The 25474-nt window shown below is 56.8% G+C and carries 24 protein-coding genes; 17 read left to right on the top strand and 7 right to left on the bottom strand.

Annotation, left to right across the window (positions count from 1 at the left end; all coding sequences use genetic code 11):
- The first annotated feature begins 2 nt into the window (after nucleotides 1-2).
- The 8 genes from HCU74_RS15830 (at nucleotide 3) to mutT (ending at nucleotide 10094) form a co-directional block, all read left to right on the top strand.
- Entirely contained in the window at nucleotides 3-953 is a 951-nt protein-coding gene (locus HCU74_RS15830) for a D-alanine--D-alanine ligase (protein ID WP_168451398.1), read from the top strand.
- Between the two features lie 10 nt (nucleotides 954-963).
- Entirely contained in the window at nucleotides 964-1728 is a 765-nt protein-coding gene (locus tag HCU74_RS15825) for a cell division protein FtsQ/DivIB (RefSeq protein WP_168451397.1), read from the top strand.
- 84 nt (nucleotides 1729-1812) lie between these two features.
- Nucleotides 1813-3042, top strand: a complete 1230-nt coding sequence (gene ftsA, locus HCU74_RS15820; protein WP_168451396.1) for a cell division protein FtsA — start codon at nucleotides 1813-1815, stop codon at nucleotides 3040-3042.
- Between the two features lie 58 nt (nucleotides 3043-3100).
- Complete coding sequence (gene ftsZ, locus HCU74_RS15815; protein ID WP_168451395.1) at nucleotides 3101-4261, top strand: cell division protein FtsZ; 1161 nt, start codon at nucleotides 3101-3103, stop codon at nucleotides 4259-4261.
- A 135-nt stretch (nucleotides 4262-4396) separates the two neighbouring features.
- Nucleotides 4397-5308 carry a UDP-3-O-acyl-N-acetylglucosamine deacetylase gene (gene lpxC, locus HCU74_RS15810; RefSeq protein WP_168451394.1) on the top strand — a complete coding sequence of 304 codons (912 nt, stop codon included), beginning with the start codon at nucleotides 4397-4399 and terminating at the stop codon, nucleotides 5306-5308.
- Between the two features lie 414 nt (nucleotides 5309-5722).
- Nucleotides 5723-8467 carry a preprotein translocase subunit SecA gene (secA, locus tag HCU74_RS15805; protein WP_168451393.1) on the top strand — a complete coding sequence of 915 codons (2745 nt, stop codon included), beginning with the start codon at nucleotides 5723-5725 and terminating at the stop codon, nucleotides 8465-8467.
- 9 nt (nucleotides 8468-8476) lie between these two features.
- The gene (gene argJ / locus HCU74_RS15800) at nucleotides 8477-9694 is read left to right on the top strand and encodes a bifunctional glutamate N-acetyltransferase/amino-acid acetyltransferase ArgJ (protein ID WP_168451392.1); all 1218 of its coding nucleotides are present in this window, start codon (nucleotides 8477-8479) and stop codon (nucleotides 9692-9694) included.
- Nucleotides 9657-10094: an 8-oxo-dGTP diphosphatase MutT gene (gene mutT, locus HCU74_RS15795; protein ID WP_282596049.1), complete on the top strand. Its 438-nt coding sequence runs from the start codon at nucleotides 9657-9659 to the stop codon at nucleotides 10092-10094. The genes argJ and mutT overlap by 38 nt, the downstream gene beginning before the upstream one ends.
- Before the next feature lie 48 nt (nucleotides 10095-10142).
- On the opposite strand, the gene HCU74_RS15790 is transcribed toward mutT, so the two are convergent.
- From HCU74_RS15790 to pilB, 5 genes are all read right to left on the bottom strand, one after another.
- Complete coding sequence (locus HCU74_RS15790; protein WP_168451391.1) at nucleotides 10143-10370, bottom strand: DNA gyrase inhibitor YacG; 228 nt, start codon at nucleotides 10368-10370, stop codon at nucleotides 10143-10145.
- Nucleotides 10370-10978 (bottom strand): dephospho-CoA kinase, encoded by a 609-nt coding sequence (gene coaE / locus HCU74_RS15785; RefSeq protein ID WP_168451390.1) that lies wholly within the window; start codon nucleotides 10976-10978, stop codon nucleotides 10370-10372. The genes HCU74_RS15790 and coaE overlap by 1 nt, the downstream gene beginning before the upstream one ends.
- A 96-nt stretch (nucleotides 10979-11074) precedes the next feature.
- Nucleotides 11075-11956 carry a prepilin peptidase gene (locus tag HCU74_RS15780; RefSeq protein ID WP_168451389.1) on the bottom strand — a complete coding sequence of 294 codons (882 nt, stop codon included), beginning with the start codon at nucleotides 11954-11956 and terminating at the stop codon, nucleotides 11075-11077.
- A 74-nt stretch (nucleotides 11957-12030) separates the two neighbouring features.
- Complete coding sequence (locus tag HCU74_RS15775; RefSeq protein ID WP_168451388.1) at nucleotides 12031-13242, bottom strand: type II secretion system F family protein; 1212 nt, start codon at nucleotides 13240-13242, stop codon at nucleotides 12031-12033.
- Nucleotides 13243-13266: 24 nt separating this feature from the next.
- The gene (pilB, locus tag HCU74_RS15770; RefSeq protein WP_168451387.1) at nucleotides 13267-14985 is read right to left on the bottom strand and encodes a type IV-A pilus assembly ATPase PilB; all 1719 of its coding nucleotides are present in this window, start codon (nucleotides 14983-14985) and stop codon (nucleotides 13267-13269) included.
- A gap of 305 nt (nucleotides 14986-15290) precedes the next feature.
- On the opposite strand from pilB, the gene HCU74_RS15765 reads away from it, so the two are divergent.
- Nucleotides 15291-15854 (top strand): pilin, encoded by a 564-nt coding sequence (locus HCU74_RS15765; RefSeq protein WP_168451386.1) that lies wholly within the window; start codon nucleotides 15291-15293, stop codon nucleotides 15852-15854.
- A gap of 109 nt (nucleotides 15855-15963) precedes the next feature.
- A complete protein-coding gene (locus HCU74_RS15760; protein WP_168451385.1) occupies nucleotides 15964-16731 on the top strand; it encodes a hypothetical protein in 768 nt (255 codons plus the stop codon).
- Here the strand turns inward: HCU74_RS15760 and nadC are convergent.
- Entirely contained in the window at nucleotides 16724-17566 is an 843-nt protein-coding gene (gene nadC, locus HCU74_RS15755) for a carboxylating nicotinate-nucleotide diphosphorylase (RefSeq protein WP_168451384.1), read from the bottom strand. The two genes, HCU74_RS15760 and nadC, sit on opposite strands and share 8 nt — an antisense overlap.
- Nucleotides 17567-17952: 386 nt before the next feature.
- Between nadC and HCU74_RS15750 the strand changes: the two genes are divergently transcribed.
- The 4 genes from HCU74_RS15750 (at nucleotide 17953) to HCU74_RS15735 (ending at nucleotide 22636) form a co-directional block, all read left to right on the top strand.
- Nucleotides 17953-20268 (top strand): DUF1631 domain-containing protein, encoded by a 2316-nt coding sequence (locus HCU74_RS15750; RefSeq protein ID WP_168451383.1) that lies wholly within the window; start codon nucleotides 17953-17955, stop codon nucleotides 20266-20268.
- Nucleotides 20269-20335: 67 nt separating this feature from the next.
- Nucleotides 20336-20887 carry a 1,6-anhydro-N-acetylmuramyl-L-alanine amidase AmpD gene (gene ampD / locus HCU74_RS15745; protein WP_168451382.1) on the top strand — a complete coding sequence of 184 codons (552 nt, stop codon included), beginning with the start codon at nucleotides 20336-20338 and terminating at the stop codon, nucleotides 20885-20887.
- A gap of 8 nt (nucleotides 20888-20895) precedes the next feature.
- Nucleotides 20896-21744 (top strand): regulatory signaling modulator protein AmpE, encoded by an 849-nt coding sequence (gene ampE / locus HCU74_RS15740; RefSeq protein ID WP_168451381.1) that lies wholly within the window; start codon nucleotides 20896-20898, stop codon nucleotides 21742-21744.
- A gap of 16 nt (nucleotides 21745-21760) precedes the next feature.
- On the top strand, nucleotides 21761-22636 hold the full coding sequence (locus HCU74_RS15735; protein WP_168451380.1) for an ROK family protein: 876 nt from the start codon (nucleotides 21761-21763) through the stop codon (nucleotides 22634-22636).
- A gap of 5 nt (nucleotides 22637-22641) precedes the next feature.
- Here HCU74_RS15735 and HCU74_RS15730 read toward each other — a convergent pair whose 3' ends face one another.
- A complete protein-coding gene (locus tag HCU74_RS15730) occupies nucleotides 22642-23196 on the bottom strand; it encodes a cob(I)yrinic acid a,c-diamide adenosyltransferase (protein WP_168451379.1) in 555 nt (184 codons plus the stop codon).
- 106 nt (nucleotides 23197-23302) lie between these two features.
- Between HCU74_RS15730 and cobU the strand changes: the two genes are divergently transcribed.
- Genes cobU through cobC form a run of 3 tightly spaced genes read left to right on the top strand, consistent with a single transcriptional unit; the run spans nucleotide 23303 to nucleotide 25471 of the window.
- A complete protein-coding gene (gene cobU / locus HCU74_RS15725) occupies nucleotides 23303-23830 on the top strand; it encodes a bifunctional adenosylcobinamide kinase/adenosylcobinamide-phosphate guanylyltransferase (protein WP_168451378.1) in 528 nt (175 codons plus the stop codon).
- Nucleotides 23823-24869 carry a nicotinate-nucleotide--dimethylbenzimidazole phosphoribosyltransferase gene (cobT, locus tag HCU74_RS15720; protein ID WP_168451377.1) on the top strand — a complete coding sequence of 349 codons (1047 nt, stop codon included), beginning with the start codon at nucleotides 23823-23825 and terminating at the stop codon, nucleotides 24867-24869. The genes cobU and cobT overlap by 8 nt, the downstream gene beginning before the upstream one ends.
- Nucleotides 24869-25471 (top strand): alpha-ribazole phosphatase, encoded by a 603-nt coding sequence (gene cobC / locus HCU74_RS15715; RefSeq protein ID WP_168451376.1) that lies wholly within the window; start codon nucleotides 24869-24871, stop codon nucleotides 25469-25471. Before cobT ends, cobC begins: the two co-directional genes overlap by 1 nt.
- Nucleotides 25472-25474: the final 3 nt, after the last annotated feature.

The following is a 25474-nucleotide window of genomic DNA, read 5'->3' as shown; positions in this document are numbered from 1 at the left end:
CAATGACGACGATTACTACACAGGAGCTTTCAGCGCGCATCGGCGGACGTGTTGCCGTGTTGCTGGGGGGTAAATCAGCGGAACGCCCGGTGTCGCTCAAGAGCGGCGCGGCGGTGTTGGCGGCCTTTGAACGCCTGGGTATTCCCGCTGAGGGGATTGATACCGCAAGCGCGGACTGGATGCAGACCCTGAAAGCGGACTACAGCCACAGCTTTCTGGCCTTGCACGGCCCCGGTGGCGAAGACGGCACGGTGCAGGGTGCGCTGGAATGTCTGGGCGTGAATTACACCGGCAGCGGCGTAATGGCTTCGGCCTTGGGTATGGACAAACTGCGCTGCAAGCTGTTGTGGCTGGGGCAGGGGCTGAGTACGCCGCGCTTTGTGGAATTGACCGCCGACAGCGATTGGACGGCAGTGGCAGCCCTGCTTGGCGAGGCGATTGTAAAGCCCGCCTGTGAGGGCTCGAGTATTGGCATGGCGCGGGCGTCAAACGCGGCGGAACTGGAGGCAGCCTGGCAGGCCGCCAGAGGTTACGGCCGGGTTTTTGCCGAACAGTGGATCAGCGGCAGCGAGTACACCGTCGCGATTCTGGACGGTGCGGCGCTACCGGCCATCCGTCTTGAAACCGACGCGTCGTTCTATGACTACAACGCAAAATATATTTCGAATACCACCCGTTACTTCTGTCCGGCGGGCTTGTCTGAGGCCGACGAGGCAGAGTTGAATCAGCTGGCCATTAACGCCTTTAACAGTGTGGGTTGTTCCGGCTGGGGGCGGGTCGATGTGATGCGCGGAGCAGATGGACAGTTCTATTTGCTGGAGGTGAACACAGTGCCGGGAATGACCGACCACAGTCTGGTGCCGATGGCGGCAAAACAGGCGGGTATCGGCTTTGACGAGCTGGTGTTACGGATTCTGGCGACAAGTTTGCGCCCAGTGCAGCGCGGGGAGTAGCACACTCACTATGACTGGCAAAGAGAACCGCTTCAAGCCAAGCAAACCCGGCGAGCGCAGCCGGGAGTGGGGGCGCATTGCCAACCGGCTGTTATTGCTGGTTGTGGCATTTGCCTTTGTGTATGGCGTTGAGCGGCTTGGTCAGCAACTGGAAGCGATTCCGGTGGAGCGTGTGGTATTTGCCGGTGATCTGCAGCGGGTGAGCCGGGATGTGCTCGTCGAGCGGGTGACTGGCCATCTGGCGGTGGGTTATATCGGTCTGGATCTCGCGGAAATTCAGTCCGAGCTGGAGCAGGAGCCCTGGGTTTACCGGGCGATAGTGGAGCGGGTTTGGCCACGGGAGTTGAAAATTACCATCGTCGAGGAAACGCCGATTGCGGTGTGGGGGCGAGGTGGATTGCTGAATCACCGGGGTCGTATATTCCTGCCCGAAAGCGGCGGGACTGCACGGGATGACAGTCTGCCCTTACTGGATGGGCCAGAGGGCGGAGCGATAGAAATCATGCGTCAGTATCGACTGATGAGTCAGCTGCTCGGCGATGAAAAGCTGGAGCTGAAACGTTTACAGATGAGCGAGCGGGGCAGCTGGACCGCGACCATCGACAACGATGTGGAACTGGTGCTGGGGCGTGTAGAACCGCTGGAAAAACTGCGGCGTTTTTTATGGGTATACCGTCAGCATTTGGCGGCGGAGTTTGATCGGGTCAAACGTGTGGACACGCGCTACATCAATGGCCTCGCGGTGGCGTGGGTGGAATCAGGTGAAAAGGGATGAGCATTTTCGGCGAATATATTTTCCGCGAGACCGGATACACCTATCCGGTACTTGTTGGATGCCAAGCGTGGGGGAAGCGCAGTAATGTCTAGTTCAAATGCGGGAAGAATGGTGGTCGGTCTCGATATCGGCACCTCCAAGGTGGTGGCCATTGTCGGTGCGACCAATGACGAGGGCAAACTCGAAATCGTGGGTATCGGTTCCCATCCCTCCCGAGGACTGAAGAAAGGGGTGGTGGTGAATATTGAATCCACCGTGCACTCCATTCAGCGTGCGGTAGAAGAGGCCGAATTGATGGCTGGCTGTGAAATTCACAGTGTCTACGTGGGTATTGCCGGCAACCATATTCGCAGCCTGAACTCCCACGGTATTGTGGCGATTCGCGACCGCGAAGTGTTTCAGCTCGATCTCGATCGGGTCATCGACGCCGCCCAGGCGGTGGCAATTCCGGCGGATCAGAAGGTGCTGCATATCCTTCCCCAGGAATTCGTTATCGACGAGCAGGAGGGTATCAAGGAGCCACTGGGTATGTCCGGTGTGCGCCTGGAGGCCAAGGTCCATCTGGTGACCTGTGCAGTCAACGCAGTACAGAACATCGAGAAGTGCATTCGCCGCTGCGGCCTGGAGGTCGAGGACGTCATTCTGGAGCAGCTGGCGTCGAGCTATGCGGTGCTCACTGACGATGAGAAAGAGTTGGGAGTGTGTCTGGTGGATATTGGTGGTGGCACCACCGATATCGCGATTTTCACCGACGGCGCTATTCGTCATACCGGAGTGATTCCCATCGCCGGCGACCAGGTGACCAACGACATTGCCATGGCACTGCGTACCCCCACCCAGTACGCTGAGGAAATAAAGATCAAATACGCCTGTGCGCTGACTCAGCTCGCCGGTGAAGGTGAAACCATCAAAGTGCCCAGTGTGGGTGACCGCGCGCCCCGCGAACTGTCGCGTCAGGCGCTGGCAGAGGTGGTCGAGCCCCGCTATGACGAACTGTTCACCCTGGTTCAGGCTGAGCTGCGGCGCAGTGGTTACGAGGATTTGTGTGCCGCCGGTGTCGTATTGACCGGCGGTACGTCAAAAATGGAAGGGGTCGTGGAACTGGCAGAGGAAATTTTCCATATGCCGGTCCGCATAGGCTCACCGCAGGATGCGCGGGGGTTGACCGATATCGTGCGCAATCCCATCTATGCGACCAGTGTCGGATTGCTGCATTACGGCATTAAACATCAGGCTGAGACCGGCAGCCGCGGCCGTGTGCGTCGCGATGGTTTCCTGTCGCGGCTGAAAAGCTGGGTACAAAACAATTTTTAGTGAGTTGTAGGCGGTCGTGTTGGCAGCACGGCTGAAATGCAAAAAGGGAGAAAAAACCATGTTTGAACTCGTTGATAACGTTCCTCAGAACGCAGTAATAAAAGTTGTCGGTGTTGGTGGCGGTGGTGGTAATGCCGTTAAGCACATGATTGCCAACTCGGTAGATGGTGTTGATTTTATCTGCGCCAATACCGATGCCCAGGCATTGACCGACGTCCTGTCCAAAACCGTGTTGCAGCTGGGCACCACCATCACCAAAGGGCTTGGCGCCGGCGCCAACCCGGAAGTGGGGCGCCAGGCGGCGATTGAAGACCGCGACCGGATTGCCGAGGCGCTGGAAGGGGCTGATATGGTATTTATCACCGCCGGTATGGGCGGTGGTACCGGCACCGGGGGCGCGCCTGTGGTTGCCGAAGTGGCGAAGGAGTTGGGTATTTTGACGGTGGCGGTGGTGACCAAGCCCTTCCCCTTTGAAGGCAAGAAGCGTATGGCCGTCGCCGAGGCGGGTATGCGTGAGTTGCGTCAGCATGTGGATTCGCTGATTACTATTCCCAACGAGAAACTGCTGCCGGTATTGGGCAAGCAAACCAGCCTGCTCGATGCCTTCAAGGCCGCCAACGACGTGTTGCTGGGCGCAGTACAGGGGATTGCTGACCTGATTATCCGCCCGGGTATGATTAACGTCGATTTCGCAGACGTGCGCACAGTGATGTCCGAGATGGGTATGGCGATGATGGGTAGTGGTGTCGCCCGCGGTGAAAACCGCGCCGCAGAGGCCGCAGAAGCCGCTATTCGCAGCCCTTTACTGGAAGATGTGAACCTGCAAGGTGCCCGTGGCATTTTGGTTAATATTACCGCGGGTTTGGATCTGTCTCTAGGCGAGTTCAGCGATGTCGGGGATACTATAAAGGAATTCGCGTCCGAGGACGCTACCGTGGTGGTGGGTACAGTTATTGACCCAGAAATGAGCGACGAGCTGCGCGTAACTGTTGTGGCAACGGGGCTGGACAGCCTGACCAAGGATGTGCCGCTGAAAGCCGTTGAAAACAAAGTGGTGGAGCCCCGCTCAAGCGACTATCGCAAGTTGGATCGCCCTACCATTATGCGCAATCAGCAGGCTGTTGCCGCGCGCGAAGCCGTAGCGGCCGCGCCGATGGTTGACGACAAGGATATGGAGTACCTCGATATTCCAGCGTTTTTGCGTCGCCAGGCAGACTGATCTGCACATAAAGCGCCGGCCAGCCTGACCGCTGGTTACAGCTTGACCCGGTAGCGATGCGCACCATCGGCCGACAGATTTGTCGGCTTGATGTAGCGTCAGGGCGTTTCTACGTCTTTTGTAAGAGTGTGAAACATGATCAGACAGCGTACTTTGCGAAACACTATCCGTGCGACAGGGATCGGTCTGCATACTGGTGAAAAGGTCTTTTTGACCCTGAAACCAGCCCCTGTCGATACCGGAGTGATATTTCGCCGTACCGATTTGAGCCCGGTTGTCGAAATCCACGCCCATGCGGAGAATGTCGGCGACACAACACTCTCTACAACACTGGTCAATGGTGATGTGCGGGTGTCTACCGTGGAGCACCTGTTGTCAGCGATGGCGGGTTTGGGTATCGATAATGCCTATGTGGAGCTGAGCTCCTCAGAAGTGCCGATTATGGACGGCAGCGCCGGCCCCTTTGTGTTCCTGATTCAGTCAGCGGGCATTGAAGAGCAGGATGCGCCGAAGAAGTTTATTCGGATCAAACGTCCGGTGACGGTAAAAGATGGCGATAAAGTCGCGAGTTTCCTCCCTTTTGACGGCTTTAAAGTATCTTTCACCATCGACTTCGATCACCCGGTATTTCGCGATCGCACCGGTCACGCCGAGCTGGACTTTTCCAGCACCTCTTTCGTCAAGGAGGTCAGCCGGGCGCGCACCTTTGGTTTCATGCACGAAATCGAATATCTGCGCTCCAAAGGCTTGGCCCAGGGCGGCAGTGTTGACAACGCTATCGTGGTGGACGAGTACCGCATTCTTAATGAAGACGGTCTGCGCTACGAGGATGAGTTCGTCAAGCACAAGGTCCTCGACGCCATCGGCGACCTGTATCTGCTGGGCACCAGCCTGATCGGTGAATTCAAGGCATTCAAGTCTGGCCACGGCTTGAACAACGCCTCTCTGCGCAAGCTCATTCAGGAAACCGACGCCTGGGAGTGGGTGACCTTCGAGGACCCCAGCGAAGCGCCGATTACCTATACGGTAGCCGCCGCAGGGGCGTGATCGCTACCGCCGCCAACCCCGCGCCTGCCACGCAGTCTCGGGGTTGGCATTCTTTTTCCAACTATGCGATATTGCCCTTCGGTAGCGCGACGGTGCACAGGGTACGTGCCAGCGGTTTTGCCGGTGTGGCATGTTGGTGCGATCGCCAGTTTGGCAACTATTCGAGCTTCCCTCTGACCTTCACCGAATCGAACAGCACGGCGTGTACCTGAAGTGTTCTGCGGGCTGCTGTTGTCGATAGACAGCCTGCTAATGGTTAACTGTACCGGTGCAAACTGGTGATATAGCGGATTTTATGTAGTCGAGATAAACCTGTTCAAAGAAGCCGCCTTCGACGCCGCTACAGCTGCCTTGAGTTTTCTCGGTAGTCTGTCGGCAGGACCTCAAACTCCCCAGGAATAGCAACGACCCATCATGATCACAGCAGTAGTCAAAAAGGTATTTGGAAGTAAAAATGACCGCGAATTGAAGCGCATGCGCAAAATCGTGGCTCGTATTGCCGCCCAGGAAGAGGCGCTGACCGGTTTGAGCGATGCCAGTTTGCAGGCGAAAACGGCGGAGTTCAAAACCCGTTTAAGTGAGGGGGAGTCGCTGGACGATCTGCTGCCAGAGGCCTTTGCGGTAACCCGTGAGGCGGGCCGCCGAGTACTGGGGATGCGTCACTTCGATGTGCAGCTTATCGGCGGTATCGCCATGCACGAGGGGAAGATCGCCGAGATGCGCACCGGCGAGGGGAAAACTCTGGTGGCGACCCTGCCGGTTTACCTTAATGCCCTGAGTGGCGACGGCGTGTTCGTGGTCACCGTGAATGATTATCTGGCCCAGCGCGACGCCAACTGGATGCGGCCGCTGTATGAGTTTCTTGGCCTGAGTGTGGGCATTATCCGCTCGGGGCAGTCCGGTGATGAAAAGCGCGCTGCCTATGAGGCCGCGATCACCTATGGTACCAACAACGAATTTGGCTTTGACTATCTGCGCGATAATATGGCCTTCGCGGTGGAAGACCGCTACCAGCGCAAGCTCAATTTCGCGATTATCGATGAGGTGGATTCGATCCTTATCGACGAAGCCCGTACCCCGCTGATTATTTCCGGCCCTGCTCAGGACAGTTCGCAGCTCTATAAACAGATCAACCATTTTATTCCGCTGCTGGAGCCGGTGCCCGAGTCTGTCGAGGAAACCCCAACCGGCGTAGAACCGGAAACCGGTGACTATGTTATTGACCTGAAAATGCGTCAGGTAGAGTTGACCGAGGCCGGTCACCAGCGGGTGGAAGAACTGCTGATTAAAGAGGGCTTGCTCAATGAGGGTGACAGCCTGTATTCAGCGGGTAACCTCAGCCTGCTCCACCATGTCAACTCAGCGCTGCGGGCCCATGTGTTGTTCCACAATAACGTGGAGTACATCGTGCAGAACGATCAGGTGATGCTGATCGATGAGCACACCGGCCGGACGATGCCCGGACGCCGCCTCTCCGAGGGCTTGCATCAGGCCATTGAGGCGAAAGAGGGAGTGACCGTGCAGGCTGAAAGCCAGACCCTCGCGTCTACTACCTTCCAGAATTACTTCCGCCTGTTCGACAAGCTGGCGGGTATGACCGGTACCGCGGACACCGAAGCCTTCGAATTCAAGCAGATATACGGCCTCGATGTGGTGGTTATCCCCACCAACAAGCCCAATGCTCGCCGCGATGCCAATGACCTGGTGTATCTCACCAAGGAAGAGAAATACGACGCCATCGTTGAGGATGTCAAACAGATCGTCGAAGCCGGTGCGCCGGTGCTGGTGGGCACGGCCTCGATCGAGACCTCCGAGGAAATGTCGCGCCGCTTCCAGCAGGCCAATATTACCCACAAGGTGCTCAACGCCAAATATCACGAGCAAGAAGCCGAAATTATTGCTCAGGCCGGTCGTCCAGGGGTGGTCACCATCGCCACCAATATGGCCGGTCGCGGTACAGATATTGTGCTGGGTGGCAATGTCGATGCTGAAATTGAAAAGCTGGATTCGCCCTCGGAAGCGGTTATCAAGGAACTGCGTGAAGCCTGGAAACTGCGTCACGAACAGGTGATACAGGCCGGTGGCCTGCATATTATCGGCACCGAACGCCACGAATCCCGGCGTATCGACAACCAGTTGCGCGGGCGGGCTGCGCGCCAGGGTGATCCGGGGGCGTCCCGTTTTTACCTGTCGCTGGAAGACAGCCTGATGCGCATTTTTGCCTCGGATCGCGTGCGCGGCATTATGCAGGCGCTGGGGCTGGAGAAAGGTGAGGCGATCGAGCATCGCATGGTGTCCAACGCCATCGAGAAGGCCCAGCGCAAGGTCGAGGGTCGCAACTTCGATATCCGCAAGCAGCTGCTGGAATACGATGACGTTGCCAACGACCAGCGCCAGATTGTCTATCAGCAGCGCAATGACCTGCTTGAGTCAGAGGACATCAGCGACATGTTGCGGGTGATCCGCAACGATGTCGTGCAGGACGTTATCGGCGAGTATATTCCTCCCCAGAGCATGGCTGAGCAATGGGATATTGCCGGGCTCGAGCGCCGGGTAGAGGGTGACTTTGCCGTCAAACTGCCCATCCAGCGGTGGCTGGACGAAGACAAGAAACTCCAGGAAGAGGGTGTGCGTCAGCGTATATACGACGCTGTGGAAGCCGCCTACGCTGAAAAACGCGCTGCCGTTGGTCCGGAGATGAGCAGAATCGAGCGGCATATCATGCTCCAGGTGCTGGACACCCTGTGGAAGGAGCATCTGGCAACGATGGATCATCTGCGCCATGGTATTCATCTGCGGGCCTTTGCCCAGAAGAATCCGAAACAGGAATACAAGCGGGAAGCCTTTGAGTTGTTCCAGCAAATGCTCGACAGCCTGAAACACGAAGTGGTGCGCTTCCTCTCGCATTTGCAGCTGCAGCAGAACGAAAGTGCCGAAGCGCTGGAGCAGAAACGCCGGGACGAGCAAGCTGCGCGGGCGATGGAATTTCAACATGCTGAAACCTCAGCGCTGGCTGCTGAAGAGGAGCCAGCCGCGGCGGGGGATCAAGCCTCTGCACCGGAAACCTTTGTGCGGGACGGCCGTAAGGTGGGGCGCAATGAGCCCTGTCCCTGTGGTTCGGGTAAAAAATACAAACAGTGTCACGGCAAACTGGATTAAGGAAATAGCATGGCGGTGGGTTCTGGGGAGTTTGGCACCTTGCATTCGGTGCCCGGTGTGCGCATTGGCATCGCCAGTGCCGGAATAAAAAAGCCGGGGCGCAAGGACGTCGTGGTATTTGAATTGGCAGAGGGAAGTACCGCGGCGGGGGTGTTCACCCAAAACGCCTTTTGCGCTGCGCCGGTGACCGTTGCCAAGAACCACATTCAGGCGGCCCCAAGCCGCTATTTGCTGGTGAATACCGGTAATGCCAATGCTGGCACCGGGGAGCAGGGCTTGGCCAATGCCCATCGCTGCTGCGCGGCGCTGGCCGAATTAACCTCACTGAAATCCGAACAGATTTTGCCCTTCTCAACCGGGGTGATCGGTGAACCGCTACCTGTAGAGAAAATCGTTGCGGCCCTGCCGGATGCCTTGTCGGATATGTCCGAGGATAACTGGGCGGCTGCGGCAATCGGCATTATGACCACCGATACACGCCCCAAGGCCTGTTCGCGGCAGCTGGAGTGGCAGGGTAAAACCATTACCATCACCGGTATTTCCAAGGGCGCCGGAATGATCAAACCCAATATGGCGACCATGTTGGGCTATGTTGCCTGTGATGCAGCTATTCCGCGGACACTATTGCAGGCGATGGTAACCCGAAGCGCCGAGGCGTCTTTTAACCGGATAACTGTGGACGGTGATACCTCCACCAACGATGCCTGCATGTTGGTGGCCAGCGGCGCCTCCGGGGTCGCATTGAGCGACGACACGCCGGAGTTGAACGCGGCCTTGCAAGCGGTATTTGACGAGGTATTTCTGGTATTGGCCCACGCTATTGTGCGGGACGGCGAGGGGGCAACCAAATTCGTTGCTGTTGAAGTTGGCGGTGCGGCGAGCCAGAGCGAGGCCCTCAAAGTGGCGTATACCGTGGCGGAGTCGCCACTGGTGAAAACCGCACTTTTTGCCAGCGATCCGAATTGGGGGCGTATCCTTGCGGCGATTGGTCGCGCAGGCGTTGAAAAACTGGATGTCAGCGGTGTCAGCGTCCACCTTGATGAGGTGCTTATTGCTGAGAACGGGGGCCGCGCCCGCAGTTACACCGAAGCCGCCGGGGCGGCGGTGATGAAGCAGGATGAAATCACCATTCGCATCAATCTCGGCCGTGGCGAGCAGCGGGAAACCGTGTGGACCACAGATTTTTCCTATGACTATGTCAAAATCAATGCCGAATACCGCAGCTGATTCATCGGTCCATGTGGCGGTGGGGGTTATCCGCCGCGACGGCCGGATTCTACTCAGTCGGCGTGCGGCCAATGCGCATCAAGGCGGATTGTGGGAATTTCCTGGGGGCAAGCTGGAACCCGGCGAGACTCTGTTGGACGGCTTGTCCCGTGAGCTGCATGAAGAGCTGGGTATTACCGTCCAGCCCACCGACTGCGCGCCGCTGATAAAAATTGAACACGATTACGGCGATAAACAGGTCTGCCTGGACGTGTGCTGGGTAAACGACTTTGGCGGTCAGCCAAGGGGGTGCGAAGGACAGCCGGTACAATGGGTGCCTATTGCGCAGTTGAATGATTATCCCTTGCCCGCGGCCAATGCCGCTATTGTGGATGCGATTCGGGCATCTGTATCGGTATAAGCCCGCATTTCGGCGAACAGCCCCCGATTTCTCTCTCCCGCCCTTTGTTTATTGCATCCCGTCTCGTTGCTGTTGTAACAGGCCCAACTCAATATCACCACTCAGTACATCGTCAAAGTCCGGTGAGCCGGGAATGGCGTGCTCCTCGTGAGCCCAGGCAACAAAGTCCTGATTTTTGCACTGTTCAGAGCAAAAAGGGCGGGAGGGGTTCGCGGGATTCCAGGGTTGCTTGTGGCCGCAGCCTGGGCAGGCCACAACGGGGGGCTGTGCAGTCATCAGCTCAATTCCTTGGCAAGAGTTAAATAGTGAGCATGCAGGCGATCTACCTGGACAGCAAGAGACGCGAGGTCCCCGCTGTTGTCGATGATATCATCTGCGGCCTCGCGCCGCTGTCGACGGTTGGCTTGGCTGGCCATAATACGTTCAACCTGGGCGCGATCGTTGTTGTCCCGGTTCATCGTGCGCTGCAGCTGGGTGTCTTCGCTGACATCGACGATCAGCAGTCGCTGGCAATAGTTCTGCTGGCCCATTTCAACCAGCAACGGGGACACGTAAAGGCCGTAGGGACTGCTGACGTGTGCCAGCTGCCGTCGGGTCTCCTCTGCAATGAGAGGGTGGAGCAGGGCTTCCAGCCACTGCTTCGCTGCGGGGTCGCTAAAGATGGTTTTGCGCAGCGCTGCCCGATCCAGCGAGCCGTCAGCGGACAGAATCGCCGGGCCAAAGTGTTCAGCAATACGGGAAAGGGCCGGGGTGCCGATTTCGACCACCTCGCGGGCGACGATGTCGGCGTCAATCACATCGATACCCTTTTGGGAAAACAGTGTCGAGACAGCGGTTTTGCCGCTGCCAATGCCCCCGGTCAAGCCGATTATCAATTTAGTCATAGGGTGTGCTGTCTTGTCTGTAGTCGGGTCAGTTGTTCGGTAAGCCGTTGATTGATGATCTGGGTTACATCGGGGGCGAAACAATTCAACCACCCGCTAGGGCGCGGGCGAAAGCCCGGATATTTGCATATAAGTCGCAACGAGTTGGTCGCCCCAGTATAGGGCGATCCACCCGGCGATGGCCAAGTACGGCCCAAAGGGGATGGTAACATTGCTGTCCTTGCGCTGTAGCATCAGTACCGTGCCGCCGAGCACTGCGCCAACCACCGACGACAACAGAATAATGAGCGGCAGCATTTGCCAGCCGAGCCAGGCTCCCAGAGCGGCAAGTAACTTGAAGTCGCCAAACCCCATACCCTCTTTGCCGGTAACGAGCTTGAATAGCCAGTACACTGACCACAGCGACAGATAGCCGCCAATGGCGCCCCACACGGCGTCATTGAGGGCGACGCTACCCACGGTGCTATTGAATGTGAGTCCCAGCCATAGCAGAGGCAGGGTCAAGCTGTCGGGCAGGAGTTGGTGGTCGATATCGATCATTGTCATGATCAGCAGGGCCCAGCTGAAAATAACCATCGCCACGCCCTGGGGGGTGGCGCCCCATTGCCAGATCGCCAACACCGCCAGCGCAGCAGTGGCCAGTTCAATCAGCGGGTACCGAAGGCTGATTGCAGTCTTGCAGCTGGCGCACTTGCCACCGAGTATCAGGTAACTAAGCACGGGAATATTCTGCCAGGCTCGCACAGGGGCCTCGCACCTGGGGCAGTGAGAGTGAGGGAAGGCGAGGTTGAAGTCGGAGTCGTTCCCGGTATCGCTGCTGTCCTGTTCCAGAATCAGCCGGCACTCCCGTTTCCAATTTTCCTCCATCATTTTGGGCAGACGATAAATCACAACATTAAAAAAGCTGCCAAAGAGGAGGGCCAGCAAACCAGTGCTGGCCAGCAGAACGAAGCTGGGCGCTGAGGTGAAGTCAAACATAGTTGTGGGTCGCAGTGTCAGGGGCAATAAAAGCACCGCCGCTGGCGGTGCGGAGTCTGGGCAATAATAAGGCTTTAGATGGCACTGCCAAGCATAAATATCGGCAGGTACATGGCTATCATCATACCGCCCACCAGAACGCCAAGCACCGACATTATCATCGGCTCCAGTAATGCGGTGAGGGAATCAACCGCGTTATCGACCGCTTCTTCATAGTGATTGGCGACCTTGTCGAGCATTTCGTCCAGTGAACCGGACTCCTCGCCAATGGAGACCATTTGCAAAAGCATGGTGGGGAAGAGGTTGGTGAAGCGTATGGATGAGTAAAGCGTTTGCCCGGTGGTGACATCGTCCCTGATTTGAATAATGGCTTTGTTGTACACGGCGTTACCGGCGGCGCCGGCTACGGAATTCAAGGCATCCACCAAGGGGACACCGGCACCAAAGGTCGTTGCCAGGGTGCGGGAAAAACGCGCGATGACTGAGTTGTAAACAATTTCACCAACGGCGGGGAGCTTGAGCATCATCTTGTCCACCCAGTCGGAAAAGGCTTGAGAGCGTTGCCGCGCTTGGGTGAACGCTGTGACAGCGGCGGCGATAATAGCTGCGGCGATATACCAGTTTGCCTGCATCCACTCGGACATGCTGACAACCATTTTGGTAAACGCAGGCAGGTCAGAGCCGAAACTGGAAAAGGTCTCGGCAAACTGTGGCACAACCTTGATAAGTAGAATAGCAGTGACCACTATGGCGACGGCGATAACGGCGATGGGGTAGGTCAGGGCCTTTTTAATCTTCGCCTTGAGTTGCTCGGTTTTCTCTTTGTAGGTGGCGACCCGATCCAGCATCAGCTCGAGAGTACCGGACTGCTCACCGGCATCAACCAGGCTGCAAAACAGAGTGTCGAAATATTTCGGGTGTTTGGCGCAGGCCGAGGCAAACCCTCCCCCCGAGGCAACGTCATTTTTAATCTCGAGGACCAGCTCCGTCATGGTGGGGTTGCCGGCGCCCTCGGCAACAATATCAAAGCTTTGTACCAAGGGTACACCGGCCTTGAGCATGGTGGCCATCTGGCGGGTAAAAATGGCGATATCTGCCGGTTTTATCGGCTTCTTGCTGGAGAACAGCGGCTTGGGTTTGCGCTTGACCGTTTTGGCAGCAATGCCCTGTTTACGCAATTGCGCCTTAGCGATAGCGGGAGACACCGCTGACATTTCGCCGCGGGTTTTACGCCCCTGTTTGTCGGTGCCCTGCCAGACAAATACCTGTGTCTTGCTTGTCGCCATAATTATTCTCTGCCGCCTATGCTACTAATCTTTTGTGACACGGTTGACCTCTTTGAGGCTGGTTACCCCCTGGGCGCATTTCTTTAGCGCGGACTGCCGTAGGTTGGGGAACCCTTCTTTTTGTGCCTGCTCGGCAATTTCCAGGGAATTACCGTTCTCCATGATAATACGGGAGATGTCCGCAGTAACGCGAACGACTTCGTAAATACCGACTCGGCCCTTGTATCCGCCATTGCATCGATCGCAGCCAACCGGCTCCATAATGCGCGCACTGTTCAGCATATCTTCGGTGAAGCCCTCGTCGAGGAGGGTTTCTCTGGGAATGTCGGCGGGGCGGGCGCACTCGCTGCACAGCCGACGGGCGAGACGCTGGGCGATAATCAGGCTGACAGAGGTGGCCACGTTGAACGCAGGCACCCCCATGTTCAGCAGGCGGGTCAGCGTTTCCGGTGCGCTATTGGTGTGCAGGGTGGATAGCACCAAGTGACCGGTCTGTGCTGCCTTGATAGCGATTTCCGCGGTTTCCAGATCCCGAATCTCGCCGACCATGATGATGTCCGGATCCTGGCGGAGAAAGGAGCGCAGTGCTTCGGGAAAGCCCAGCCCCACCTTGGCATTGACGTGAACCTGGTTGATGCCCTCGAGGTTGATTTCAACCGGGTCCTCGGCGGTGGAGATATTGCGCTCTACGGTGTTGAGAATATTCAGCCCGGTGTACAGCGAAACGGTTTTACCCGAACCTGTGGGGCCGGTGACCAGTATCATACCCTGGGGTTGGTTGAGCGCCGACAGGTACATTTCCTTTTGTTCCGGCTCGTAGCCCAGGGCATCGATGCCCATTTGTGCGGATGACGGGTCGAGGATACGCAGTACCACTTTTTCACCCCACAGGGTGGGCAGGGTGTTAACCCGAAAGTCGATGGCGCGGGTTTTGGACAGCTTCATTTTAATCCGGCCGTCCTGGGGGATGCGGCGCTCGGAGATGTCCATTTGCGACATGACCTTCAGTCGCGCGGCCAGACGAAAACCCAGCGATGCCGGAGGGCGGGCAACTTCCTGCAGAATGCCATCGGTACGAAATCGCACTCGATAGGCTTTTTCATAGGGCTCAAAGTGAATGTCGGAAGCGCCGCCGCGAATCGCGTCGAGTAACACCTTGTTGACGAATTTCACTACTGGGGCTTCGTCGGCGCCGCTCTGGTCGGCGTTTGCGGCGGCGTCTTCGTCTACCGCCGAGACGTCGAGCCCCTCAAGGTCAACATCCTCCATATCGCCCAGGCTGTCTGACAGAGACTCTTCCTGGGCCGAAATATACTTTTCGATGGCGGCAGAGAGAGCGGCCTCCTCCACCACGATGGGTTCGGTAATGAGATTGGTGTGGAACTTGATCTGATCCAGTGCGTGCAAGTTGGTTGGGTCAGAAAGCCCAATGTACAGGCGCTTGCCTCGCTTCCATAGCGGAAGGGCGTGATACTGTTTGATAAGTTTGTTGTCCACCAGCTTTTGCGGGGCAAACTCCATATTAAAGGCGCGCAGGTCGAGAAAAGGCACACCAAACTCATCAGCGGCGGCTTCCGCGATGGCCAGTCCGTCGACAAGGCTTTTCTCGACAAGATGGGTGACCAGGCTCTTTTTGTTTTTCTGCGCGCTTTCCTGGGCTTTGGCGACCGCCGCCTCGTCCAGCAGGCCATCGTAAACAAGGCGTCTGGCCAAGCCAGTGAGTGGGGTTTGCGAGCTATTCATCGTGTAAGCCGATTTTCCAGGATTTGGGTGTGAGCGAATTTTCCCCTCATTATGGCAGATGCTGGAGCAAGAGGGGTATTGCTGATGACAGACCTGGGTAATGGGCGACAAAATTTGCGAATTGACATGTCTTGCTGACAAAAAATGTCAGTCTGTTGCTGGGTGTTTGCGATGAGCTGCTAGGTTATTTTATAAAAAACAATGAGTTAATAAAATAATTGAGATTGGCATGTTCAATGCTAATTCCTAGGCATGCCAATAAAGTATTGGCTGATGCCCTTACAAGTAGTGAATCGGAGATCGTTATGAAAAAAGTACAACAGGGTTTTACTCTTATCGAACTGATGATCGTTGTGGCGATTATCGGTATTTTGGCGGCAGTCGCTCTGCCTGCGTACCAGGACTACACAGCGCGTAGCCGTGTTGCTGAAGGTCTGGCGTTGGCTGGCGAAGCAAAAATGATCGTTGTGGATAATGCGTCGAACGTAACCCCTGCAGCCAACGGTGGTCTGGGTGCCGGTTATGGTACAAGCGCTGCAGCTGGTGTTGCGACAACCCCTTGTACTGCTGCGGGGACTTGTGTCCAGACAGTGGGTGACAATGGTGTTACTGCCAACACTTCGCCAAACGTGTTGACCATTACCATTACTACTGCGACAGGTCAGATTGATGTTGCATTTGGTAATCGAGTGTCTGCGGCTGGTTCTAACGTCGTGAGCCTGATTCCTACCGTTAACGGTGGTGCCTTGGCTGCTGCTGTTCGTCCTACAGGTGCTATCATCTGGACTTGTTATGCTGCCGGTAAAACCAATGCGCCAGCCAGTGCAACACTGCCTGGTAACCTGGCTCCTGCAGAGTGTCGCGCATAATCTGACATGATGTTGAGTTAGTAAGGTCGGGGCTTTCGCCCTGCATGGAGGCCTCCTTAATTGGGGGCCTTTTTGTTTTTGAACGTTAATAATGTGCATGGAGTGAGCAATGAAGCCAATCGTGGCTGCGAAATTCAAGGCATTGGCAGTGCACTTGGTGGTGACCGGGCTAGTAACCGCAATATCCGCTGTTTTCGTGTACCTGGTATGGTACCCCGACGACTTGTATAAATATCTGAAGGGTGGGGAGCTTTACAAGCTGATTGTAACGGTGGAGCTGGTCCTTGGCCCGTTGATGACGCTGGTTATATTTAGTCCGTATAAACCCAAAAAAGAGCTTGTGTTGGATTATTTTCTGGTCGGCGCATTACAGTTTTCTGCGCTGGCTTATGGCCTCTACTCGACATTTATTTCAAGGCCAGTGTTTGAGGTTTTTGTCATAGACCGCATTGAGTTTATCGCTGCTACCGAGCTCGAGGATGCTGACTTGGCGTTGGCGGAGTCGCCTTATAACGTGCTTCCGGTTGCCGGATATAAAACCGTTTGTGTGGAGCGCCCCACTGATGTCGAGGAGCGCAATAATCTATTGTTTACAGCGGTTGCTGGAAAGGATATTGAGCTTTATCCCCGGTACTACCGCGAGTGTGTCGATGGTGAGATAGTTGCCGCAGCCTACCCCGGCGAGCGCCTTGAGGAGGCTATGAGGGTGAAGGGCGACCTTGGTAAATACGGTGCCCGTTTACCGTCTGAAAAGTTCGGTTGGCTGCCAGTAAAAAGCCGATTTGGTGCCTGGGTGAAGGTGTATCCAGGCGAGGGAGCTGAGAATGCCTATTATCTTGACTTCGATCCCTGGGAGGTCCCGGTCGAGTCTAAATGACGATCCTCATCGACAAATCCACCGCCCTGGCATGTTTGGTCAGGGCGCCTATAGAAATATAGTCCACGCCGGTTTCCGCTATCCCGGCCAGAGTTTCCTTGCTGACATTGCCCGAGGCTTCCAGTTTGGCGCGCCCCTGGGTCACTTTTACGCCGGTACGCATGTCGTCCAGGGTGAAGTTGTCCAGCATGATGATGTCGGCACCGGCAGTCAGAGCGATATTCAGTTCTTCCAGCGACTCCACTTCGACCTCCACCGGCTTGCCGGGGGCGATTTCGTGGGCGCGGGCTACGGCGTTGGCGATGCCGCCGCTGGCGGCGATATGGTTTTCCTTGATCAGGAAGGCGTCGTAGAGGCCGATGCGGTGGTTGTGGCAACCGCCACAGGTGACAGCGTATTTCTGGGCGGTGCGCAGGCCGGGGATGGTTTTGCGGGTGTCCAGCAGGCGAACCCCGGTGTGGGCGACGATGTCGGCGTATTCCCGGCAGATCGTCGCTGTTCCTGATAGCAACTGCATAAAGTTTAGTGCGGTGCGTTCGCCGGTCAGCAGGGCGCGGGCGCTGCCTTGTAACTCAAACAGGGTTTGGTTGGGGGTGACGAGGTCTCCGTCACTAACGTTCCAGTTAAGTGTGACGTCGCTATCAATTTGAGCAAATACTTCGTTGACCCAGTCCACGCCGCATATCACCGCAGGTTCCCGTGTAATCACCCGTGCGCGGGCCTTTTCGCCCTCAGGGATCAGCATGGCGGTAATGTCGCCGGTGCCCACATCTTCGGCCAAAGCCGCGCTAACACTGACTTTCAGGTCTTTTTGGGTCGTGGTTGTTAAATGCATGGTGATGGTGCTGCCTGTGGTAGTATTTGTGTATTGAGCTGGGCTATGCTGGGGGCTATAAGCGGTGCCGCCCGAGTTGTGTCGCGGGTGGCAAAGTGAATGGCGCGCGCGACGGGCCGTGAAATTGTATGGCAGAGTTGCCCTTTCGCTGAGCTACTGTGCGGGAATTGGATTTTACTGGATTCTGGTTTGTATTGGCAGTGTGACCGGGTTCATGCTTGTGCCTTTATCTGGTGCAGTTTATCAGAAAACAGGTTCGGTAACAGTCACTTGAGTGTAAACTGCGGTGATCTAGGAGATTCTCCTCAGGGTTGGTGTTGCAGGCAGCAGTGCTGCAGAGTAATTAACGTAGTGTTGGCGATGGCATAATTGGCGATAAGTTAGAGATGACGGATAAGGGATCTAAAATAGTTGGCTTCGATAAGGCAGCGCCTCAGGGCGAGGCGCCATCGACTGCCAATCTCCCTGCAGAGCTCAAAGCGCTTTGTGAAAAAAGCCGTCTGTACTTAAGCGAGCGCCTGACCGTTCTGCTCGATGAGGTGGATGATCGCCTGTTCGAGTTGGCTGATGAGGCCAGTAACGCCAAAGAACAACACATCTATTTCGACTCTATGCGGGAAATCCGCGTTCATCGTCAGCACATTGAAGCCCGTTTTGTGGAAGTGCTGAGTGATGGGTTTTCACCTCGAGGGCTGCGCGGACGATCTTCACCCCAGGACCGCGGTGAGGCCAAGTTAAAGCTACTTGAGTCAGATGCTCTTGAAGAGCTTGTCGCCATTGAAGGTATGGCGAAGAAAGCCGAGCGCAAGTTTCTGCAGGAATTGTGGCTGTTATGCACTGCTTGGCAGCACTGTGTCGGCGGAGAGGTTATTGCCGCAGCGGACTTGCCGATTGGTCCAGCCAGCATCGCCCAGGCGCTGGGTGAAGCAAGCCGCTTGTTGGATATTGATATTAAAGCTCGCCTGGTGCTGTTGAAATTATTCGACAGTGAGTTGGTTGGGCGTTTTGGCGAAATGTTTGAATTGCTGGTTCCTGTGCTCGAAGCTCAGGGACTGTCGATTGACATGCTTAACCGCAAAAGAGGCCCGCGCCCTCAGGTTGAGTCGGAACCCGAACCTGCTCCGGTACAGCCCGGTGATTCGTCTTCGGCGCCGGCGCAGGCGCGAGCGGGGGAAGCCCCATCCGGTGCGAGTGCTCGGACCCAGACGACGGTGCTGGTATCCCAGCTGATCGACGCCCTGGAGAATATTGTGAATAACGGCGTTGGCGGTGCTGAACCCAAAGCGCTGTCAAAGCCCTCATTTATGGTTGCTCTGCAGGATATGCAGAATGAGCAGTACGCCCATTTTCTCAATCGCCGGGCGGCAAATGATGAAACCGGGCACATAGAAGATATTGCGGAAAAGTTGATTGGGCGCCTGCAGCAGGTCAACAAGGTGGGGGCTGGCGATGCATCGGCCCTGTCTGCTGAGCGTGACCGCGACACGATCAGCTTTGTGGGCTCGCTGTTCGAGTATATTCTTGAGGGCGATGTACTGTCCGAACACCTGAAGGCGCTTCTGGCCCAGCTGCAAATTCCTATTCTCAAAATTGCCTTGTTGGACAAGGGTTTCTTCAGCCATGAGGAACACCCCGCGAGAAAACTGCTGAGTTCAATCATGGGTGCCGGAATTGGTTGGTCGCCCAATGGTGCTGTGAAGAAGGACCCCCTCTACAAGAAATTGGAAGAGGTGGTGATTCGAGTCCTGGGCGACTTTGCGGTTGATACCCAGGTCTTTGTCGATGCACTGCAAGACTTCAGCAAGTTTCAGCGGCGCGCGATGCAGCGTGCCGAGCTGCTGGCCCAGCGTGCCGAGTCCGCTGAGGGTGGTCGCGCGACCGCGGAGACCGCTCGCGCCTATGTGGCCGGTGTGCTGGATGATAAATTGGCTTCGGGCAATTATCCGGCGGTTGTGCACAAGATTCTCAAGGATGGGTGGAGCAAGGTTCTTTTTATCAGCTATGTTCAGGCCGGCCCTGACAGCGCCCGTTTCCGTGACGAAACTGAGTTGGTCGATCGTCTGCTGTGGAGTGTGGCTCCAAACAATGAGTCGGGTCACCGCAACGAATTGATAGAGGCCTTGCCGGTGTTGACGGAAACCCTGCGCTTGGGCTTTAACAGGGTGTCGCTCAATATTTTTGAGACCGGGCAGTGGTTCGAGCAGCTTGAGCGGCTGCACATGGCCAAATTGACGCGGAAGAGTCGGGGGCAGCCCTCGACTGAAAACCGGGCCAGAGTTCTCGATCTCGACGACCTCGACGCGGCGGTCGCCGAGAAATTTGATCGAATATCGGAGGCAGAAGAGGGGCGAACGGCCCATTCGCTGCCGCTGTCCGGGGACACAGAGGAGTCCCGCAGTGCCGCCAAGCCGAGGGAGATGGCCAGTGGTTTGGCAAATTTGCGTGTCGGTAATTGGGTTGATCTTACGGTCGCCGATGGCAAGATGCAGCGCTGCCGCCTTGCCGCTGTGATTAATGGTATTGGCAAGTACATCTTTGTTGATCGCGCGGGTATCAAAGTCTGCGAACACGATTTGCGCAGTTTAACAGCGGCGCTTGAGTCCGGGGATTTGGTACTGATAGACGACGACCGCTTGTTCGATAGGGCGCTGGAGTCGGTGATCAGCAATCTTCGGGATATGCGTAACAAGCCTACCAACTAAGGCCCTCCTGCGCTGTAGCATTGCGCTGAGGGCTGCTACAATTCCTGCAGTTTGTCAGGAATCCCCCATGTATTCGATTGATACAGACGGTTGGTTGAGCGATGTGACTCGCCGGCCTTCGACTAATTACAATCAGCGCCCCTTTGGCCACAGCATTGAGTTGCTGGTGATACACAACATTAGCCTGCCAGCGGGTTGTTTTGGCACCGGTTATATTGAGCAGCTGTTTTGCAATACCCTCGATTGTTCTGTGCACGCTGACTTTGCCGACCTGCTCGACCTGCGCGTATCTGCTCACTTGTTGATTGATCGCCTTGGGGAAGTTATCCAGTTTGTCTCCTTTCTTGATCGCGCCTGGCATGCCGGGGTGTCCCATTATGCGGGGCGAGATAACTGTAACGACTTTAGTATCGGTATTGAGCTGGAAGGCTGTGACAACGTCCCCTACACTGACCTGCAGTATCAGCAGCTGCAAAGGGTTACCGACGCGTTGATGAAGCGCTTTCCGCTGCTTACCCCTGAGCGCATCGTCGGCCATTGCGACGTCGCGCCGGGACGAAAAACTGACCCTGGGCCGGCCTTTGACTGGCACCGCTATCTACAATACTGGGAGTGCTAACGCAGACTATGGAATTCTTTGCGGTGCTTATCGCCTGGGGGGCGGTTCAATTTTGGGGCAGTGGCGCAATTGTTCAAAGCGACGATTGGTTTGTGGCGCTTCGGCGCTCCCTTCGAAAAATAAATGGGGCCGTGCCGCGCTTGCTATTGACCCTGTCACCCTTGTTGTTGGTGGCGCTGGTGTTGTTTTTATTAGGCCCGATTTTGTTCGGGTTGCCGGCATTTATTATCAGTGTGGTCATTCTGCTGTATAGCCTCGGGCGGGGTGATTTTCACATACAGCTGCGGCTCTACCTGAATAGTTGGCAGCGGGGAGATCTGGAAGGGGCGCGGCGGCACGGAGAGTATTTCGATCCGGAATTGCGCACAGGTGCGGAAAATGCCTTGCAGTTGCACCAGGCCGTGCGCAAGGGAGTGTTCTATCACGGCTTTGAGCGATGGTTTGCGGTGGTGTTCTGGTTTTTCCTTGCCGGGCCGGTGTTTGCGCTGGCTTACCGCCTGCTGTTTTTGATTGCTCGCCATGAAGACTCTGAACAGCGCGAGCGGGACATGGCGTTTCAGGGGCTGTATTACTTTGAGTACCTTCCTGCGCGCCTGCTTGGGTTTGCCTTTGCGTTGATTGGCCACTTTGATCGCTGCTTCCCGGTGTGGCGACAGCTCAGTGTTGCCGAGCTGCCCAGTGACGACTACCTGGATCAGCTCGGTGCCACATGCTTACCTGGTGTCAGCGCTGAAGAAGCGCAGGACGATAGTGCGTTTTTACAGCGGGCCAGTGATGAATTGCAGGCGGCCCAGCAAATGCTGTCGCGCAGCCTGCTGTGCTGGGTGGGCGTCATGGCCTTGATCGAACTGTTTTAACGCAAGGTCTGAATCAATGCGCATCGGAGTCGACCTGGGCGGCACCAAGATTGAAGCTATCGTCCTTGCTGACGACGGCGAGATTGTATTGCGCCGGCGCATAAACACCCCGGCACAGGATTACCGGGCCACGGTGCAGGCGATCAGCGCGCTGTGCAGGGAGCTTGAGGCGGAATTGGGTTTCCGCTGTTCTGTGGGTGTGGGGACACCGGGCGCGCCGTCGCTGCTCAGTGGTTTAATGAAAAACTGCAACTCCACAGTGCTGAACGGCAAGCCTCTGGCGGCGGACCTGAGCAAGGCCCTTGGTCGCGAGGTGCGCATCGCCAACGACGCCAACTGTTTCGCCCTGTCGGAAGCGAAAGATGGCAGTGCCGCTGGCAGCGACAGCGTGTTTGGCGTGATTCTGGGTACAGGAGTAGGGGGCGGCTGGGTCGTTCATGGTCGCCTGTTGACCGGCGCTAATGCCATTGCCGGTGAGTGGGGTCACAACCCCTTGTCGGGAGCCGCTGAGAAAAGAGCGTGTTACTGCGGTCGTCAGGACTGTGTCGAAACCTATCTCTGCGGAGCGGGTTTATTGAAGACTTACCGGCAGCTTGGCGGGGTGGCGGCAACGGCGCAAGAAGTGGCTGACAGCGCCGACGACCTCGCAGAGCAAGCGCTGGAGCAATATTGTCAGCAGCTGGCTCGAGGGCTCGCCGGAGTGATTAACTGCGTCGATCCCGAGGTGGTGGTGCTCGGTGGCGGCCTGTCGAATATTGCCACCCTGTACGAACGGGTCCCAATGCTTTGGCAGCAATGGGTGTTCAGTGACGATTGCCGCACCCGGCTGGTGAAAGCGCAGTATGGCGACAGCAGCGGGGTGAGGGGGGCGGCTTGGTTATGGCCGCGATAATACGCTTAACGCTGATTGGCGGGTTGCCATAACACCTCTTCGCCGTCGCCGCGCCTGGCGAGAAGACGCGCCATAACGAACAGAAAGTCCGACAGTCGATTGAGATATTTGCGGCTGGTGTCGTTCACTTCATTTTCCCGGTTCAAGCGAATCAAGTCGCGCTCAGCGCGGCGACATACCGACCGGGCCATATGACAGAGGGCTGCAGGCTTGCTGCCGCCGGGCAGAATAAAGTTCTTCAGTGGCGGCAGATCTTCGTTGAGCTCGTCGAGGCTTTTTTCCAGCTCGTCGATGCGTTCAGCACTCACCAGTGTATAACCGGGTACGGCCAACTCGCCGCCCAGGTCGAACAAATCGTGTTGTATGCGAGCCAACAGGGCCGCATAGTCATCCCCCTGGGGCAGTTCTGCAATCAGTAAGCCGAGATGGGAGTTTAGTTCGTCTATGCTGCCAATGGCCTGCATCCGCGCGTGATCTTTGTCGATACGACTGCCATCGCCCAGACCGGTAGTGCCGTCATCGCCGGTGCGGGTATAAATCTTGGATAAACGATGTCCCATATTTCCCTCTGCTTGCCGCTGTCTTGTAGAATGAGGCGCCTACTATACGTTACCGGCTTTAACGAAGGCAGTGTTGGCCTGACCGGAACATAACAGAGGATCACCAGTGCTGGAATTATACCTTGGCGGGGCGCGCTCCGGGAAAAGTCGGCTGGCTGAAGCGCGGGCGCGGGCCAGTGGTCTGGAGCTGGTATATATCGCTACAGCGACGGCCGGAGACACGGAAATGGCCGCGCGGATTGCCGCCCATCAGAGTGATCGCGCGGGTTGTGGTTGGCTTACTGTCGAAGCGCCGGAGGCGCTGGCGGCGGCAATTCGCGAGCACGCGTCGGCTCAGCGCTGCATTCTGGTTGATTGCCTGACCCTGTGGCTGAGTAACTGGCTGATTAAAGAAGATGCGCAGCAGTGGCAGCGCATCAAGGATGAATTGCTGGCGTTGCTGGAAGGTATTCCGGGTCGCGTGATTCTGGTGAGTAACGAAGTCGGCCAGGGGGTAGTACCAATGGGGGCGCTGTCGCGACAGTTTGTCGATGAATCCGGTCGTTTGCATCAGGATATTGCGCAGCTAGCCGACCGCGTTGTGCTGGTTACCGCCGGTTTGGAGCAAATTTTAAAAGGACATAACAGTGAGTGAATGGTATTTGGCAGAGGCCCCGGCGCCTGACGAAGAGCATCGCCAGCGGGCCCAACAGCATCAGGACAATCTGACCAAGCCCAAGGGCTCGCTGGGTCGTCTGGAAGATGTCGCAATTCAGTTGGCAGCCCTGCAGGGCACATCAACGCCACGGGTCAACAAACCACTTATCGCCGTTTTTGCCGGCGACCACGGTGTGACCGCAGAGGGCGTTTCAGCCTACCCACAAACGGTGACTGCCGAAATGGTGCGCAATTTTGCCAGCGGCGGTGCGGCAATCAGCGTATTGGCGAGAAGCATGGGGGTGCCCTTTCAGGTGGTGAATGCTGGCACCGTCTACGCGATAGAAGACCTCGACAATGTGCTCGATCGGCGGGTGGCCGCAGGCACGCAGAATATGTGTGTCACCGAGGCGATGACGCTGGAGCAGTGTCTGGAAGCCTTTATTGTCGGCCGGGATATTATCGACGAGGCCGGTGATATCAATCTGTTTATCGGCGGCGAAATGGGCATTGGCAACAGTACCGCCGCCGCGGCACTGGCGGTGGCCCACACCCGTTTGTCGGCCAATGCGATGGTGGGCCGCGGTACCGGTATCAGTGACCAGGGCATGGCCAAAAAGGCCGCAGTGGTCACCCGCGCCATGTCGCGTCATCTTCCCCATATGAAAAATGGCGTGGAAACCCTGCGTCGTATTGGCGGCTTTGAAATCAATGCCCTTGCGGGGGCGTATATTCGTGCTGCGCAAAAGGGCATCGCGGTATTGGTCGACGGCTATATCTGCTCGGCGGCGGCGATGTCGGCGGTGAAGATCAACCCGAGTATTCGCCCCTGGCTGTTCTTTTCCCACTGCGGCGCTGAGCCGGGGCACAGTCGGTTGCTGAACAAAATGGACGCGGTGCCTCTGCTGGAGCTGGATTTACGTCTGGGTGAGGGCAGTGGTGCAGCACTGGCTTTGCCAATAATGAATGCGGCCTGTTTACTGCACAACGAAATGGCCAGTTTCGAGCAGGCCGGAGTCAGCCGAGGCAACGACTGATGGCTGTCACCCGTCTCGATATGCTGCGTCACGGTGCCTGCGAAGGGGGAGAAATATTTCGCGGCAGCACCGATGTCCCGCTGAGTGAGTTGGGCTGGCAGCAGATGCGCGACACCGTCGCCTCTGTGGGGGAGCCACGCTGGCAGCGCATTGTCAGCTCCCCGCTGCAACGCTGTGCACGCTTTGCGGAAGAGCAGTCACGTCTGCTGCAATTGCCGCTTGAGTTCGATGACGCGCTGCGGGAAATGCATTTTGGCGACTGGGAGGGGCTGCCCCATAGTGAGGCTGAGCGCCGCTATCCCCAGGAGTGGCGGCAATTCTGGCAGTCACCGGCAGAGGCGAGCCCGCCTAGCGGTGAGGCGATGGGGGATTTCTGCCAGCGGGTGTGTACTGCGCTGGACAGCCTGCAGCAGCGCTATTCCGGTGAATCCGTTCTATTGGTTATTCACGGTGCGGTGATTCGCGTCATGATGTGCCACTTGCTGGGCATGCCGATGGGGGCGATGACTCGGCTGGCGGTGCCCTATGCCTGTCTGAGCCGTTTCAGTGTGTATCAACTCGACGGCCACGATCCCTGGGTACAACTGCACAAGCACGGTTAAAGC

This window comes from Spongiibacter thalassae (assembly GCF_012272835.1).
GTDB classification, from domain to species: Bacteria; Pseudomonadota; Gammaproteobacteria; order Pseudomonadales; family Spongiibacteraceae; genus Spongiibacter; species Spongiibacter thalassae.
This window is presented reverse-complemented; position numbering and strand designations above follow the sequence as displayed.

What these genes read in the sequence shown, in the direction of transcription:
- nadC (WP_168451384.1), bottom strand. Translation starts at nt 17,566, where the DNA reads ATGCATTTAACAACCACGACCCAAAAAGACCTGAAAGTCAGTGTTAGC.
- HCU74_RS15825 (WP_168451397.1), top strand. Translation starts at nt 964, where the DNA reads ATGACTGGCAAAGAGAACCGCTTCAAGCCAAGCAAACCCGGCGAGCGC.
- HCU74_RS15760 (WP_168451385.1), top strand. Translation starts at nt 15,964, where the DNA reads ATGAAGCCAATCGTGGCTGCGAAATTCAAGGCATTGGCAGTGCACTTG.
- HCU74_RS15765 (WP_168451386.1), top strand. Translation starts at nt 15,291, where the DNA reads ATGAAAAAAGTACAACAGGGTTTTACTCTTATCGAACTGATGATCGTT.
- HCU74_RS15790 (WP_168451391.1), bottom strand. Translation starts at nt 10,370, where the DNA reads ATGACTGCACAGCCCCCCGTTGTGGCCTGCCCAGGCTGCGGCCACAAG.
- ampD (WP_168451382.1), top strand. Translation starts at nt 20,336, where the DNA reads ATGTATTCGATTGATACAGACGGTTGGTTGAGCGATGTGACTCGCCGG.
- HCU74_RS15830 (WP_168451398.1), top strand. Translation starts at nt 3, where the DNA reads ATGACGACGATTACTACACAGGAGCTTTCAGCGCGCATCGGCGGACGT.
- HCU74_RS15735 (WP_168451380.1), top strand. Translation starts at nt 21,761, where the DNA reads ATGCGCATCGGAGTCGACCTGGGCGGCACCAAGATTGAAGCTATCGTC.
- ampE (WP_168451381.1), top strand. Translation starts at nt 20,896, where the DNA reads ATGGAATTCTTTGCGGTGCTTATCGCCTGGGGGGCGGTTCAATTTTGG.
- secA (WP_168451393.1), top strand. Translation starts at nt 5,723, where the DNA reads ATGATCACAGCAGTAGTCAAAAAGGTATTTGGAAGTAAAAATGACCGC.
- ftsZ (WP_168451395.1), top strand. Translation starts at nt 3,101, where the DNA reads ATGTTTGAACTCGTTGATAACGTTCCTCAGAACGCAGTAATAAAAGTT.
- HCU74_RS15780 (WP_168451389.1), bottom strand. Translation starts at nt 11,956, where the DNA reads ATGTTTGACTTCACCTCAGCGCCCAGCTTCGTTCTGCTGGCCAGCACT.
- mutT (WP_282596049.1), top strand. Translation starts at nt 9,657, where the DNA reads ATGACTATGTCAAAATCAATGCCGAATACCGCAGCTGATTCATCGGTC.
- cobC (WP_168451376.1), top strand. Translation starts at nt 24,869, where the DNA reads ATGGCTGTCACCCGTCTCGATATGCTGCGTCACGGTGCCTGCGAAGGG.
- ftsA (WP_168451396.1), top strand. Translation starts at nt 1,813, where the DNA reads ATGTCTAGTTCAAATGCGGGAAGAATGGTGGTCGGTCTCGATATCGGC.
- lpxC (WP_168451394.1), top strand. Translation starts at nt 4,397, where the DNA reads ATGATCAGACAGCGTACTTTGCGAAACACTATCCGTGCGACAGGGATC.
- HCU74_RS15775 (WP_168451388.1), bottom strand. Translation starts at nt 13,242, where the DNA reads ATGGCGACAAGCAAGACACAGGTATTTGTCTGGCAGGGCACCGACAAA.
- HCU74_RS15730 (WP_168451379.1), bottom strand. Translation starts at nt 23,196, where the DNA reads ATGGGACATCGTTTATCCAAGATTTATACCCGCACCGGCGATGACGGC.
- coaE (WP_168451390.1), bottom strand. Translation starts at nt 10,978, where the DNA reads ATGACTAAATTGATAATCGGCTTGACCGGGGGCATTGGCAGCGGCAAA.
- pilB (WP_168451387.1), bottom strand. Translation starts at nt 14,985, where the DNA reads ATGAATAGCTCGCAAACCCCACTCACTGGCTTGGCCAGACGCCTTGTT.
- argJ (WP_168451392.1), top strand. Translation starts at nt 8,477, where the DNA reads ATGGCGGTGGGTTCTGGGGAGTTTGGCACCTTGCATTCGGTGCCCGGT.
- HCU74_RS15750 (WP_168451383.1), top strand. Translation starts at nt 17,953, where the DNA reads ATGACGGATAAGGGATCTAAAATAGTTGGCTTCGATAAGGCAGCGCCT.